At 63.2% G+C, this 14,718-nt stretch carries 12 protein-coding genes; 5 read left to right on the plus strand and 7 right to left on the minus strand.

Translation table 11 applies throughout. The features are described 5' to 3' along the window. The 7 genes from PSV38_RS18925 to PSV38_RS18955 all read right to left on the minus strand — a co-directional run. Window positions 1-260 (minus strand): hypothetical protein (locus tag PSV38_RS18925; RefSeq protein WP_300550272.1); only part of this gene is annotated, 260 nt, incomplete at its 3' end. Between the two features lie 20 nt (window positions 261-280). Then, a complete protein-coding gene (locus PSV38_RS18930; protein ID WP_300550274.1) occupies window positions 281-1,732 on the minus strand; it encodes a NarK family nitrate/nitrite MFS transporter in 1,452 nt (483 codons plus the stop codon). A gap of 22 nt (window positions 1,733-1,754) precedes the next feature. After that, on the minus strand, window positions 1,755-3,017 hold the full coding sequence (locus tag PSV38_RS18935) for a nitrate/nitrite transporter (protein ID WP_300550276.1): 1,263 nt from the start codon (window positions 3,015-3,017) through the stop codon (window positions 1,755-1,757). Window positions 3,018-3,118: 101 nt separating this feature from the next. Beyond that, window positions 3,119-3,847: a response regulator gene (locus tag PSV38_RS18940; RefSeq protein ID WP_300550278.1), complete on the minus strand. Its 729-nt coding sequence runs from the start codon at window positions 3,845-3,847 to the stop codon at window positions 3,119-3,121. Beyond that, window positions 3,844-5,841, minus strand: a complete 1,998-nt coding sequence (locus tag PSV38_RS18945) for a type IV pili methyl-accepting chemotaxis transducer N-terminal domain-containing protein (protein ID WP_300550280.1) — start codon at window positions 5,839-5,841, stop codon at window positions 3,844-3,846. Before PSV38_RS18945 ends, PSV38_RS18940 begins: the two co-directional genes overlap by 4 nt. Window positions 5,842-6,002: 161 nt before the next feature. Beyond that, complete coding sequence (gene moaA, locus PSV38_RS18950; protein ID WP_300550281.1) at window positions 6,003-6,983, minus strand: GTP 3',8-cyclase MoaA; 981 nt, start codon at window positions 6,981-6,983, stop codon at window positions 6,003-6,005. Between the two features lie 77 nt (window positions 6,984-7,060). Beyond that, window positions 7,061-8,260 carry a nitronate monooxygenase family protein gene (locus tag PSV38_RS18955; protein ID WP_300550283.1) on the minus strand — a complete coding sequence of 400 codons (1,200 nt, stop codon included), beginning with the start codon at window positions 8,258-8,260 and terminating at the stop codon, window positions 7,061-7,063. A gap of 156 nt (window positions 8,261-8,416) precedes the next feature. On the opposite strand from PSV38_RS18955, the gene PSV38_RS18960 reads away from it, so the two are divergent. From PSV38_RS18960 to PSV38_RS18980, 5 genes are read left to right on the plus strand one after another with little or no spacing between them, the layout of a single operon-like run. Continuing rightward, the gene (locus tag PSV38_RS18960) at window positions 8,417-10,444 is read left to right on the plus strand and encodes a ribonucleoside triphosphate reductase (protein ID WP_300550284.1); all 2,028 of its coding nucleotides are present in this window, start codon (window positions 8,417-8,419) and stop codon (window positions 10,442-10,444) included. Continuing rightward, complete coding sequence (gene nrdD / locus PSV38_RS18965) at window positions 10,441-10,641, plus strand: anaerobic ribonucleoside-triphosphate reductase (protein ID WP_300550286.1); 201 nt, start codon at window positions 10,441-10,443, stop codon at window positions 10,639-10,641. Before PSV38_RS18960 ends, nrdD begins: the two co-directional genes overlap by 4 nt. 1 nt (window position 10,642) lies before the next feature. Then, window positions 10,643-11,335 (plus strand): anaerobic ribonucleoside-triphosphate reductase activating protein, encoded by a 693-nt coding sequence (locus PSV38_RS18970; RefSeq protein ID WP_300550288.1) that lies wholly within the window; start codon window positions 10,643-10,645, stop codon window positions 11,333-11,335. A gap of 26 nt (window positions 11,336-11,361) precedes the next feature. Further along, the gene (locus PSV38_RS18975) at window positions 11,362-12,978 is read left to right on the plus strand and encodes an FAD-binding protein (RefSeq protein WP_300550290.1); all 1,617 of its coding nucleotides are present in this window, start codon (window positions 11,362-11,364) and stop codon (window positions 12,976-12,978) included. A 44-nt stretch (window positions 12,979-13,022) separates the two neighbouring features. Further along, window positions 13,023-14,678, plus strand: a complete 1,656-nt coding sequence (locus PSV38_RS18980; RefSeq protein ID WP_300550292.1) for an acetolactate synthase large subunit — start codon at window positions 13,023-13,025, stop codon at window positions 14,676-14,678. Window positions 14,679-14,718: the final 40 nt, after the last annotated feature.

A 14,718-nucleotide genomic window follows, 5' to 3' on the forward strand; every position in this document is an offset into this window, starting at 1 on the left:
TTGGGCAGGTCGGGACGCGTGCGCGGGTAGTCGGTCTGCTGGGTTTCCCAGGTGACGATGCCGCCTTTGACGTAGACCTTCCACGAGCAAGAGCCCGTGCAGTTCACGCCATGGGTGGAGCGCACGATTTTGTCGTGCTGCCAGCGGTTGCGGTAGGCGTCTTCCCAGGTGCGGTCTTCGCCCGTGGTCACGCCGTGTCCTTGCGCGAAGCCCTCTTTGGGCTGCGCGAAGAAGGTCAGTCGGTCCAGAAAATGACTCATGTGATTGCTCCGTGGCCTGATCAGCAGGGCTGCTCGGCGTGTTCGCGGGCATAGAACCACCAGGTGGTCACAATGCACAGCAGGTAAAAGGCGATGAAGGTCATCAAGGCAAGCTCGGGGCCGCCCGTGGCCTCGATCGAGGTGCCGTAGCTCTTGGGGATGAAGAAGCCGCCATAGGCCGCCACCGCCGCGGTGAAGCCCAGAACCGCGGCCGCTTCGGTGTTCGCCTCTTTCATGGCGCGGGCCATGGCCGCCTCATCATTGCGGGACACTTGGCGTGTCTTCTGGTTCAAAAAAATCACGGGGATCATGCGAAAGGTCGATCCGTTGCCAATGCCGGTGGTGAGGAACAGCACCAGGAACATCAGGAAAAAGCCCGTGAAATTGCCCGCTTGAGGGCCCCAGGGCATCGCAAAGGCGCTGTGCGCGCCCTTGGGCAAGAAGTACAGCACCCCGACCACGGCCACCGCCATCACGACGAAGTTCCACAGCGTGACCTTGGCACCGCCCAGCTTGTCCGCCAGCCATCCACCAAAGGGCCGAACCAGCGCGCCGACCAGCGGCCCCACCCAGGCATAGGCCAGCGGGTTCACGTCTTTGAACTGCGACTTGATCAGCAGTGGAAAGCCCGCCGCATAGCCAATGAAGGAGCCGAACGTGCCCAGGTACAGCAGGCACATCAGCCAGTTGTGCTTGTTGCGGAAGATGGCCGCTTGCGCTGCAAACGACGCCTGGGCATCGGCGATGTCGTTCATGAAGAACCATGCCACCAAGGCCGCCACGATGATCCAGGGGACCCACACGAAGGCCGCGTTCTGCGCCCAGACCTCCGCCGGGTTGCCTGCCTTGTTGACGATGTGTTGCGACTCACCGCCCAGCACACCGAACAGACCCACCGAGATGATGATGGGGCTGAGGAACTGAACCACCGACACCCCCAGGTTGCCCAGGCCGGCATTGACCCCCAGGGCCGAGCCCTTGCGCTCTTTCGGGAAGAAGAAGCTGATGTTCGCCATGCTGGAGCTGAAGTTGCCCCCGCCCAGCCCGCACAGCAGTGCCAGGATCAGCATCGTCGGGTAAGGCGTCGTGGGGTCCTGCACGGCCACGCCAATGCCCAGCGTGGGGATCAGCAGCGTCGCGGTGGAAATCGCCGTCCAGCGGCGACCGCCCACCAGCGGCACCATGAAGGAGTAGAAGATCCGCAGCGTGGCGCCCGACAGCGCAGGAGCAGCCGCCAGCCAGAACAGCTGGTTGGTCGTGTACTTGAAGCCCAGTGTCGGCAAGTTGACCGCCACCACGCTCCACATCTGCCATACGGCAAACGCCAGGAACAGCGCGGGCACGGAGATCCACAGGTTGAGCTTGGCAATGGCCTGCCCTTGCGAAGCCCAGAAGGCCTTGTCTTCCGGGGTCCAGACGGTCAAGGTGCGGCCCGTGTGGGCCTGCCTTGCCGAGGTTGGCGTTGTTGACATGATGGTGTCCTTTAAAGGGATTTCAGGAACGAGCGTCCACAAGGGCCCGAGAGGGCTCTCCACCCAGCACGTCGCGGGTGCGCACTTCCGTGCGGTACATCCAGATCAGCGAGACCCAAACCACGCCATAGAGAAACATGAAGGCGCTGGAGCGAACGCCGGTCAGGTCCAGCAAGGCACCAAAGATGATGGGCAGCACGAACCCACCCAGGCCACCGGCCAGCCCCACGATGCCGGAGATGGCACCGATGTTGGTGGGGTAGTCATCACTGATGTACTTGAAGACGCTGGCCTTGCCGAAGGCGAACGCGATGCCCAGCGTGAACATCAACGCAGTGAAGGTGTAGACGTTCAAGCCCAGATGAAAGCTCTTGACGCCATCGACCGTGTTGATGGTGAAATCGGTCTGCGGGTAGCTCAACAGGAACAGGCAGATCCAGCTGGCCCACAGCACCCACCAAGTCACCTTGTGGGCCCCGTGCTTGTCGGACAGGTAGCCGCCGATGGCGCGCAACACCCCGCCCGGCAGCGAGAAGCAAGCGGCCAGCAAGGCAGCCACGCGGATGTCCAGGCCATACTCGCCCACGTAGTACTGAACCATCCACAGGCTCAGCCCCACATAGCCGCCGAAGACAATGCTGTAGTACTGGCAATACCGCAGCACGCGGGGGTCCTTCAGCGCCCTGAATTGCTCACTGAAGCTGGCCTTGGAGGGCACCAGGTGAGCCGGATCGGAATAGCTGCCAAACCAGAACACCAGGGCCGCACCCAGCATGATCGCCGCATAGACCTGAGGCACCACCGCCCAGCCAAACGCGACCATCAGCGCGGGCGCCACGAACTTGTTGACGGCCGCCCCCGAATTGCCAGCGCCGAAGACACCCATGGCAAAGCCTTGCTGATGCTTGGGGAACCAGCGGGCCACATAAGGCGTGCCCACCGAGAACGAGCCCCCGGCCAGGCCGACGAACAGGCCCAGCGCCAGAAAGTGCCAATACTGCGTGGCGTAGGTCATCAGGTAGATGGGCACCACGCACAGCAGCATGGTGATGAACAGCACGATCCTGCCGCCATACCGGTCGGTCCAGACGCCCAGTGGCACGCGGACCAACGAGCCGGTCAAGACCGGCGTCGCCATCAGCAGGCCAAACTCGGTGGCGTTGAGACCCAGGGTCTTCTTGATCGGAATGCCGATCACGCCAAACATCATCCACACCATGAAGCACACGGTGAAGGCCAGTGTGCTGACGCCCAAAACTGACAGGGCTTTTCCTTGCGTAGACATGGGAGAACTCCTTTCCAATGCCACGCAGTGTCAAGAGTTCATCCTCTGCTGAACATCCTCCCGTCGGTCAAAGCCTATCGTTCAAAAGGAGTAGTCGTCGCTCAAGCTTGATCTGGATCAGTGACAGCGAAGATCGCCGCCTGCACCCGAGAGGTCAAATTGAGTTTGCGAAAGATGTGCTGCACGTGAATCTTGACCGTGGTCTCGGCAATGTGCAGCGTGCGGGCGATGCCCTTGTTGCTCGCCCCCCTTGCGATTTCGCGCAGGATGTCACGCTCGCGCGGCGACAGGCGAGCCAGGCCGATGGCCGTGTCGGATGACGGCCGGGCCTCAGCAACGGTTTCCTCAGTGTCGTCCTGCTCAGTGGCGACAGTGCTCTCTGCCGAATTCACCAGCGCCTGGCGATAAGCAGCGACCAGTTTGCCGGTCATCTCGGGTGACACCACCGATGCTCCGTCCCGCACCTGCAAGATGGCCGAGGCCAGATCGTCGCCTTCTATGGTTTTGAGCAGGTAGCCCGCTGCACCGCGGGTCAAGGCCTGCGCCAGGTCATCGGCGTCCTCGCTGACCGTCAACATGATGATGCGGGCCTGGGGCGCCACCGCACACAATTGCGGCAGCGCGTCGACGCCATGCACGCCGGGCAGGTGGTTGTCCAGCAAGATGACGTCCGGTGCATGCGCCTGTGCGAGCTTGAGCGCCTCTCCAGCGTCACGGGCCTCCGCCACGACCAGCAGGCGCGTGTCGCGCGACAACAAGGCGATCAGCCCGCGACGGAACAGATTGTGGTCATCGACCACGAGCAGGCGTACTGCCGCAGTGTCTTTCATGTGGCCTCGATCTGGGTGGGTTCGGCAGTCAGATTCGGCAGGCGCAACTCAACGAGCGTGCCCTCCTCATTGGATTCGAAACGCAGCGTGGCGCCCACGCGCTTGGCGCGTTCGTTCATGATGCGCAGCCCCACATGGGTGTCATTGGGGGGACCGGACTGGGTGTCGAAGCCACGACCGTCGTCGCGCACGGTCACACACCACACGGGCTGCGTTTGCACCTCGACCCACGCCTGGCTGGCCCGCGAATGCTTGCGCACGTTCGACAGGGCCTCTTGCACGATGTGCAGCACCTGGATCTGCACATCCGCAGGCAAGGGCAGGCCCTGTGCGTCCATGGTCAGGTGGCTGAGCAGTCCCGATTGATGCTCGAACTTTGTCAGCGTCTCACGCAAGGCAGGTTCCATGTTTTCCTCATTCGTGCGAACGCGAAAATGCAGCAGCAATTCACGCACATCGCTGTAGCTTTCAAGCACCCCGGCGTCCAGCTCACTCATGCTGGTCTGGACTGCCGACTCGTCGCCCCGCGACATGGCATCGCGCAACAATTGCATCTGGATCTTCAAGAACGCCAAGGACTGGGCAATGGAGTCATGCAGCTCCTGGGCCAACAATTGACGCTCACCAGCCACGGCCGACTCGCGGCTCATGGCCGAGGCACGCAAGCTTTCCATGGCCCCGGCCAGATGGTTGGCCAGCACCTCGAACAAGCCACGCTCCTCTTCTGAAAAATGAGGTTCGCCCCGGAAGAACAACTCGATCTCGCCCAGCACCCTGGCGTGCATGCCCAGTGGCACAGTCACCAAGGTGGTGTAGCCCGCCCGATCGCAATGGTCCCTGACGGCTTGACCCTCGGCATGTAACGCCTGATTGCGCAGAGACACTTGGATGGGAATGACCTTGATCTTTGGAGTCATCCCCGCCTCGACCTTGGCACCGCACAGGCAACTGCCCGTCAACACGCACCGCTCTTCGCGGGCCATGACTTCGGGCAAGCAATCACTGGCCAGCAGCACATAGCGGGCATTGGCTTCGTCCGACCATCGAATCGCGACCGCGTCGGCACCAGCGATGCGCCGAATCTGCCGGGCAAAGCCTTGTGCGAGCACCTCCAGGGTTTCGGCCCCGGCCACGAAGGCCGCCACCTCGTACAGGGCGCTGAGCCTTGCCTGCTTGACCTCCAGGCCGGCCGTTTTCTCGCGCACCTTGGACTCCAACTGGCCGTAAAGCGCCTCCAGGTTTTGAGCCATGCTGTTGAAGCCAGCGGCCAGCACGCCGAGTTCGTCACGGGTGTTCACCTGAACACGTGCTGAAAAGTCTCCCTGCTCAACGCGGCGCAAGGCCCGCTGCAAGCGGGCCACCGGCTCCAGAATCACGACGTGGCCAGCGTACAGCATGGTCAGCGCGCTCATCACCGCCAGGGCCATCATGGCTTGCTGAAAGGTGCGCAGCAGCGTCGTCCATTGGGAGAGATGGCGCTCGATGGCGGTCACAAACGCGTCGATCTTCCCGACGAAATCGTCCACTTGGACACGCAACGCGACGGAGGCCGCCGCACCGTGGCCGATGTCCAGGGCCTGCTGGCGCAACACGCCCCACTCAGCGCTCACGCCCTGAAACCGCCCTCGGGTGTCGGCATCCCAGGGCACGGCGAGCGGGCGGCCCGGATCTCCGGTGCGCAGCAGTTCAATGCTGGCGTCAAAATCGCGCAGGCGACGTTCGATGTCTGGCAGCGCGGGGGCGCCATCCCCGGGCGCCAACTGGAGAATCAAGGCCAACTGGTAGCTTCGCATGCGCATGCGTCCGGCCTCGTTCACGGCAGCGGCACCGCCTTCCAACTGCCAGGTCACCCACAAGGTCAAACCGATGGACGCGAGCGCCAATACCAGGAAGGCCCCGCCAATGGCCAGCAACTTGGACGCCAAGCCAATGCTGACGCCGCCCCCCCCGGGACCGGCATTGGCATCCAGTTCTTGACGGTCAACTGTCGGCACGGCCATCCTTGCTGTCTCAGGTGCGCACCCGGATGGGTGCCGTGCATTGTGATGCCGAGACCCCCTCTGCATGAGGCAGTTTCTTGATCCGCGTCAAAACGCGGTCTTTCAAAACGTAGACCAAGGGAATATGCCCGCGTTCAGAACTCCGGTGCCTTTTTCTAGCCCCCGGTCTGCGACATGAAGCGAACAATCTGCTCCGGGCGTTCATTGAACTCATGCCGTTCAGGCTTGGCCGCGATGCCCTCATGGATCGCGGCCACCAACTCCTGGTCGCTGGCACCGGCGCGCATCATGCGGCCCAGCGGCATCTGATCGTTCTGGCCCAGGCACAGGTACAGGGTGCCATCCACCCCCAGCCTGACCCGGTTGCAACTGGCGCAAAAGTGCTGCGACATGGGCGTGATCACCCCCAGACTCATGCCGCCGTCCGGCGAGCACCAATAGCGCGCCGGCCCAGCGCCCTGCCCCAAAACCTGAGGCACCAATTGAAACTGACTCGCCAGCGTTTCACCCAGTCGGCTCAGGTCCGCACCCTGCGATGCTCGGCCAGTGTCACCCACCGGCATGGGCTCAATCAAGCGCAAGATGAAGCCCTGCTCAATGGCGAAGGCCACCATCCGGTTCACCTCGTCGAGGTTCACATCGGCCTGCACCACCATGTTGAGCTTGATGGGGCGAAAGCCCACCGCGCGGGCCTCGCGCAGCCCTGCCAGTACATCTTCCAGGCAGTCCCGGCCGGTGATGCGCGCAAAGCAATCCGCATCCAGCGAGTCCAGGCTGATGTTGAGGCGGCTCACACCAGCTTCACGCAGGCCCGCCGCGTGCCGCGCCAACTGTGTGCCATTGCTCGACACAGACAGGTCCTGCAAGCCCGGCAAGCTGGCCAGCTGCCGTGCCAGGTCCGTCACACCGCGGCGCAGCAAAGGCTCGCCGCCCGTCAGCCTGACCTTGCTCACGCCCAAGGTCACGAACAAGCCCACCAGCCGGGCCATCTCTTCATGGCGCAGCCAATGCGCGGGCTCTTCGAAGCCCTTGAAGCCTTTGGGCAGGCAATACGTGCAGCGCAAATCGCAGCGGTCTGTGACAGACACGCGCAAGTAGTCAATGCTGCGCCGGTAGGAGTCGATCAAGCGGGTCATGGTGACGGCCTTTGGGCATGTTCCCGAAACTGTAGAGGCCCGTCGCCCGCTTGCCTATCGACCGGAAGGACTAGTCCCTATGCTGGTTGAGGCCAGGGCGTCAACAGGTGGGCCATCAAATCACGCACGCTGCGGATCTGATCGCCGAATGGCAAGGGCCCGACGCCCCGAAAGAACAGGCCTTTTTTCACATCGCCGTTGAGCGCCGAGGCCAATTGCTTGTCGATGCAAAACTGGCCCCAGCCTTGCAGGCCGTCTCGCAATCCGCACTGGGCCAGGCAATCAAAGGCCATGGTGCACCGAGGCTTGACATGGGCCACGCTTTGCAACCTGGGTTCGGCTTTGAGGTAGTTTCGCAACCAAGGCGTGGCCACGGCACGAGCGGGCAGGCCCGCCACGCTGGTGAATTCCACCATGTCTTCGTCGCGCGCCTCGGCCAGCACCCGCTTGAACTCGGCGTGCGCATCGCCCTCCAGCGTCACCGCGAAAGGCGTGCCGAGTTGAACCGCAGCAGCGCCCAGCGCCTGAACTCTGGCGATGTCCTCAAACTGGCGAATGCCCCCGGCCGCGATCAAGGGAATCTCCTTCTCAAGCCCAGCCGAGCGCAAGAACGCCAACGAGGCCGGGATGGCGTTCTCGAAATCAAACCGAGGATCATTCAGATCGGCGATCTTGGCCGCTCCAAGGTGACCACCGGCCAGGCGGGGATGTTCGATCACGATGGCATCGGGCAGACGCTTCTTGCGCTCCCATTTGCGCACCAGCAGCTGCACGCCTCGCGCGTCAGACAAGATGGGCACCAGCAAGGCATCGGGGTGGTCCTTGGCCAGATCGGGCAGGTCCAGCGGCAAGCCTGCGCCCACCACGACCGCATCAATGCCGCTTTGCAGTGCCCGCGTGACCGACGGTCCATATTCGCTCACGGCGCGCATCACGTTGATGGCCAGCAAACCGCGCCCGCCAGACAACTCGCGCGCGGCGCGGATCTCGCGCTCCAGCGCTTCCAGGTTGGCCTCGTTGATGGCCTCTTTTGCAGCCTGCGTGGCCGGGGCACCAGCGGGCAGGTCACGCGTTCTGTCCATCAGGTCCGGATGATGGCGACGCAGGTCCACCGACGAGATGGTGCCCACCGCATTGAGCGCGGCCACGCTGCCTGCCAGGCGATGCGCCGAGATGCCCACGCCCATGCCGCCTTGCACGATGGGCAGCATGGCCCTTCCACGCAAGGTCAAGGGCGCAAGCCCGCTCGTGCGCAGCAAAGCCATCAGAGATGCCATGACGCCACTTGGATCATTGAGATTGTTCATGCCCACAAGATATCGGCGCGCCAATGGCGATGGCTTGACGAAGATCAAGCATGGGTCTAACCTGCCAACAAACACTACATATAGTGTTTATGCGCGTCTTAAACACTACATCTAGTAGGAGACCCCATGGCAGCCACTCCCCCCATCGCCTCGCCGACCTGCGCCGTCGCGGTCATCAAGCGCAATGGCACCACCGCCAGCTTCAACTTGGACAAGATCGTTCGCGCCATTGAACGAGCGGGCACCGCCACCGCCGAATTCAGCCCCGAGCGCGCCCAGGCCCTGGCCGCGCTGGTGAGCGACAAACTCCAACGCCGTGTGCCCACCGTGGAGCAGATTCAGGACCAGATCGAGCGCACGCTGCACGAGGCCGGCCACTTCGACACCGCCCGCGCGTTCATCGTCTACCGCGAACAGCGCCACACGCTGCGGCGCGACAAGGCCTGTGCGGTCGACGTGGAACGGTCCGTCAACGAGTACCTGTCGCAGCAGGACTGGCGCGTCAACGCCAACGCGAATCAGGGCTATTCGCTGGGTGGGTTGATCCTCAACGTGTCGGGCAAGGTCATTGCCAACTATTGGCTCGGGCATGTCTACCCGCCCGAGATCGGTGATGCCCACCGCGAGGCCGACATCCACATCCATGATCTGGACATGCTGTCGGGCTATTGCGCGGGCTGGTCCTTGCGCACGTTGTTGCACGAAGGCCTCAACGGCGTGCCCGGCAAGGTCGAGGCGGGGCCGCCCAAGCATTTGTCCAGTGCCGTTGGGCAGATCGTCAACTTTCTGGGTACGCTGCAAAATGAATGGGCCGGAGCCCAGGCCTTCAGCTCCTTCGACACCTACCTGGCACCCTACATCCGCCAGGACTCGCTGAACTACGAGCAGGTGCGCCAGTGCATTCAGGAGTTGGTCTACAACCTCAACGTGCCCTCGCGCTGGGGCACCCAGACACCGTTCACCAACCTGACCTTCGACTGGACCTGCCCCGAGGACCTGCGCGAGCAGGTGCCCATCATTGCCGGCCGAGAGACGCCCTTTGCCTACGGCGACTTGCAAGTCGAAATGGACATGATCAACCGCGCCTACATCGACGTGATGATGTGTGGCGATGCCAAAGGCCGGGCCTTCACGTTTCCCATCCCCACCTACAACATCACCAAGGACTTCGGCTGGGACCACCCCAACACCGAGTTGCTGTTCGAGATGACGGCCAAGTACGGCCTGCCTTACTTTCAGAACTTCCTGAACTCGGACCTGCATCCCAACATGGTTCGATCGATGTGTTGCCGCTTGCAGCTCGACCTGCGCGAACTGCTCAAGCGCGGCAATGGCCTGTTCGGGTCGGCAGAGCAAACCGGCTCGCTGGGCGTGGTCACCCTGAACTGCGCGCGGCTGGGCTACCTCTACCAGGGCAACGAGGCCGCCTTGCTGGCCCGCACCGATGAGTTGATCGAGCTGGGCAAGAGCAGCCTGGAGATCAAGCGCAAAGTGATCCAGCAGCACATGGATGGGGGCCTGTTCCCCTACACCAAGCGCTACCTGGGCACGCTGCGCAACCACTTCTCGACCTTGGGGGTGAACGGCATCAACGAGATGATTCGAAACTTCACGGGCGATGTGGATGACATCACCACCCCCTGGGGTGAGGCCTTCGCCCTGCGCTTTCTCGACCACATCCGCGCCCGCATCGTCGACATCCAGGAAGAGACCGGCCACCTCTACAACCTGGAGGCCACCCCAGCCGAAGGCACCACCTACCGTTTCGCCAAGGAAGACCTCAAGCGTTTTGCCGACATCCTGCAGGCGGGGCCCAAGGACATGCCCTATTACACCAACTCGTCGCAGCTGCCCGTGGGTCATTGCGACGACCCCTTTGAGGCGCTGGAGCGGCAAGAGGCCCTGCAGGCCAAGTACACCGGCGGCACGGTGCTGCACTTGTACCTGGGTGAGCGGGTGTCATCGGCCCAGGCTTGCAAGGAACTGGTGCGCCGCGCGCTCACCCGCTTTCGCCTGCCCTACATCACCATCACGCCCACGTTCTCGATCTGCCCCGTGCATGGCTACATCGCCGGTGAACACGAGTTCTGCCCCCACTGCGACGACGCAGCCCTCGCGCACAAGCGCACTCAACCCGAAAGGATCACCCCATGAAGAGCATTTTGGCGACGTCGACCCACCCTGTTCTGGCCGAGCACGAGCGTCAGCGCTGTGAGATCTGGACCCGCGTGATGGGCTACCACCGGCCGGTGTCGTCCTTCAACACAGGCAAGAAAGGCGAGTTTGCCGAGCGTGTCTACTTCCGCGAACCCGCCCGGCAAGCGGCGGCCTTCGTACTAGAAAAGGCCTGAGGTGCTGGAGGTCGGCGGTTTCACCCCACTGAGCACGACGGACTGGCCAGGCCAACTGGCCGCCGTGGTGTTTGTGCAAGGCTGCCCATGGCGATGCCACTATTGCCACAACGTCGACCTGCAACCGCGCGGCGGGGGCCAGCCCGAAGGCTGGCCTCTGGCCCTGGCCACATTGCAACGCCGCCAAGGCCTGCTGGACGGGGTCGTGTTCAGCGGGGGCGAACCCACCCTCGACCCAGCCCTGCCGGAGGCCATCGAGGCCGTGCGCTCGCTGGGCTTCAAGGTCGGGCTGCACACGGCGGGCATCTACCCCGACAGGTTGGAGCAGGTGCTGCCCCTCATCGACTGGGTGGGCTTTGACATCAAGGCCAATTTCGCCGACTACGAGGGCATCACGGCCATGCCCCGCAGCGGCCTGCCTGCGCAGCGCAGTCTGCACGCGGTGCTGCAGGCGGTCCAACATCAAGGCCTGGGACTGGAGGTTCGCACCACCTACCACCCTCAGCTCCACGACGACGAGCAATTGCTCACGTTGGCTTCAACGCTGGTGCGACTCGGAATCCCGCGCTGGGTGGTGCAGCAGTTTCGACCGGCGCATGTCAGCCACGCCGCCCTGGCCGCATCCTGGCTGCCGCCCAGCGCCGCGCTGTGGCAACGGCTGAGGGACACCGGCATGGACCTGGCCCTGCGCTGAGCCGCCCCTGATAGACATCACAACTCATGCAACAAAAATTCAAATCCGACGTGCTGATCGCAGGTGGTGGCCTCGCTGGCATCGTGACGGCCATCGAGTGTCTGCTTGGCGGCAAAAGCGTGACGCTGGTGGACCGCGACACGCCCGAGCGTTTGGGGGGGCTCGCTTTGTGGGCCTTTGGCGGCATGACGCTGATCGACACGCCTGTGCAACGCTTCATGAGGCTCAAAGACTCTCCCGAGATCGCGCTGCGCGACTGGATCCGCTTTGGCGAGCTGAGCGAGCACGATGTGCGGCCGCTGCAATGGGCCCGCCATTACGTGCAGCACTCCCGCGCCGAGGTCTACGACTGGCTGATCGAAAAAGGTCTGAAATTCATGCCAGCCGTGAACTGGGTTGAGCGCGGCTTGCGGGGCGACGGCAACTCGCTGCCCCGCTACCACGTGATCTGGGGGACCTCGCAGCTGCTGACGCGACGCATGATTGAATTGATGCACCGGGCCAAGACCGCGGGTCGCCTGACCGTGCTCCACCAGCATGAAGTGCAGAAGCTGGAGACCACGAATGGCGCGGTGTCCGGCGTCTTGGCGATCAACCACGAGAGCGGTCGGCCTGTCGATCTGGCCGCGGACGTGGTGGTGCTGGCCATGGGCGGGATCAACGGCAGCCTTGAAGAGGCCCGGGCCAACTGGATCAAGGGCCGCCCCCTCCCCACCACCATGCTCAACGGCGCGCACCCGCATGCCAACGGAAAGCTTCACCACTTGGTGGCCGAACTGGGAGGACAAATCACCCGTGCGGGCGAGATGTGGAACTACTCGGCCGGGGTCCCTCACCCCAAGCCCCATTTCGATGGCCATGGTTTGTCGATCATTCCCATGAAATCGGCCCTTTGGTTGGACCACACCGGAAGGCGTATCGGGCCTGACCCACTGGTCGCTGGTTTTGACACCCACGCCATGTGTCAGAGGGTTGCAGCGCTAGAAAAACCCTATGCATGGCACCTGCTGAACTGGCGAATCGCCATCAAGGAGTTGGCGCTCTCGGGTGCTGAGCACAACCAGCGCATTCGCGACTGCCAGCCAGTGATGTTCTTGAAGGAAACGCTGATGGGCAACCACCGCCTCGTGCATCAGATGGTGTCAGAAAGTCAACATTTTCTGGTGGACGACACCCTGGGTGGCCTTGCCGCGAAAATGAACGCACTCGCAGGCACCCAGGATGTGAGCGCCGAAGTGTTGCAGCAAACCGCAGACGCCTTTGATGCCAACTTTCTGTTGGGCGACAAACTTCACAACGACGAGCAACTGCGCCGCATTGAACACGCGCGCCATTGGGGCCCCGACCGATGGCGCACTTGCAAGCCCGCAGCGTTGCAGGCCAAGGGTTCCGGCCCGTTCCTGGCCATCCAGACCCAACTCATCACGCGCAAAAGTTTGGGCGGCTTGCAGACTGATTTGCAAAGCCGCGTGCAAGACGGCAACGGCCAGCCCATGCAGGGCCTGTACTGCGTGGGCGAGGCGGCAGGCTTTGGCGGCGGTGGCGCCAGCGGCAAGCGATCCCTTGAAGGCACCTTCCTGCCCGGCTGTATTCTCACCGCTCGGGCAGCGGCCCGCTCGATCATCAAGGGCCGTGACCTTTGACCGGTCAGGCCTCACTCTTTCACTAAAACCAAGCTGAGACTTTCATGCCCAATGGCGCCAACGCATTGATTCGCACCCTGGTGGATGCCGGTATCACCACCTGCTTCACCAACCCGGGCACGTCCGAGATGCACTTTGTGGCCGCCCTCGACACGGTGCCCGAGATGCGCGCCGTGCTGACCCTGTTCGAAGGCGTGGCCACCGGTGCGGCCGATGGCTATGGCCGCATGGCCGACAAGCCAGCTGCCACACTGTTGCACCTGGGTTGCGGCCTGGGCAATGGCTTGGCCAACTTGCACAACGCGCGCAAGGGCAAGGTGCCCATTCTGAACATCGTGGGGGACCACGCCACGCACCACGTGCCCTACGACGCACAACTGCAGTCTGACATCGAGACCGTGGCGCGCAATGTTTCCTCATGGGTGCGCACCTCACAGTCAACGGCGGCTCTGTGCCATGACGCCGTGGAAGCCATTGGTGCCTGCATGGGCCCGCCAGGACAGGTCGCCACGCTGATTCTCCCCGCCGACGTGTCATGGAGCGAGGGGGGCGTACCTGCCGAAACACCCACCTTCAAAGAGCCTGCCGCAGCCGACGATGCCGCCATCGCGGCCATTGCCCAGGCATTGGATGGCGAAGGCAAAAAGGCCATTTTGCTGGGTGGGCGCGCGCTCCGCACCCCAGCACTCATGGCGGTGGCGGCCATCGCAGCCAAGACCGGTGCCAAACTTTTCGCAGAAGTGTTCCCCACCCGCATCGAGCGTGGCGCAGGCCTGCCGCCGGTAGAACGCATTGCCTACCTGGCTGAGCTGGCTGGCGTTCAGCTGGCCGGTCTGAGCCACCTGGTCCTGGTGGATGCCAAGGCGCCGGTGTCATTTTTTGCCTATCCCGGCAAGAAGAGCTACCTGGTGCCCGAAGGGTGCCAACTGCACACCTTGGCATCATTCACCCAGGATGTGACCGCCAGTCTGCGCAAGCTTTCCATGGCCGTGGGGGCTGGGCAAACGGCCCCGGCGCTGCAAGCGCCAAAACGCCCGGGTCGTCCGCGCGGCAAGTTCACCGCCGACAAAGTGTGCAAGGCCATCGGCGAGCTGATGCCCGAAAGAGCCATCATCGTTGACGAAGCTCAGACCTCGGGAATCATGCTGCCCATGTACACCGCGGGCGCCCCAAGCCATGACGTCGTCACGCTCACGGGCGGAGCCATTGGGCAAGGCCTGCCCAATGCAGTGGGCGCGGCCATTGCCTGCCCAGACCGCAAGGTCATTGCCTTGGCGGGTGATGGCTCCGCGATGTACACCATCCAGGCTTTGTGGACCATGGCACGCGAGAAGCTGGATGTCGTCAACATCATCTTCAACAACCGGTCCTATTCCATCCTCAATGTGGAACTTCAGCGCGTGGGTGCGAGCGGTGCAGGCGACAGGGCTCGCGCACAGCTGGACCTGAGAACTCCTCCGCTGGACTTCGTGCTGCTGGGCGAAAGCATGGGTGTGCCATCCAAGCGAGCCACGAGCACCGAGGAGTTCCTGGCGGCGCTCGAGCACGCGTTGTGCACACCCGGGCCGCACCTCATCGACGCCATCGTGCCCCCCACCTTGGACGGTCTCAAGCTCCGGATCCTGCCGCAGTTGCTGCAGTCACTGGCCCATTTGCCCCCGCCCATTGCCCGCGCGCTCAAGCGCAAGATGGCCCCTTGAGGGAAGCGCATCACACTACACTGACCCATCACCTTGACCA

This window comes from Aquabacterium sp., from assembly GCF_029946005.1.
Taxonomy (GTDB): Bacteria; Pseudomonadota; Gammaproteobacteria; order Burkholderiales; family Burkholderiaceae_C; genus Aquabacterium.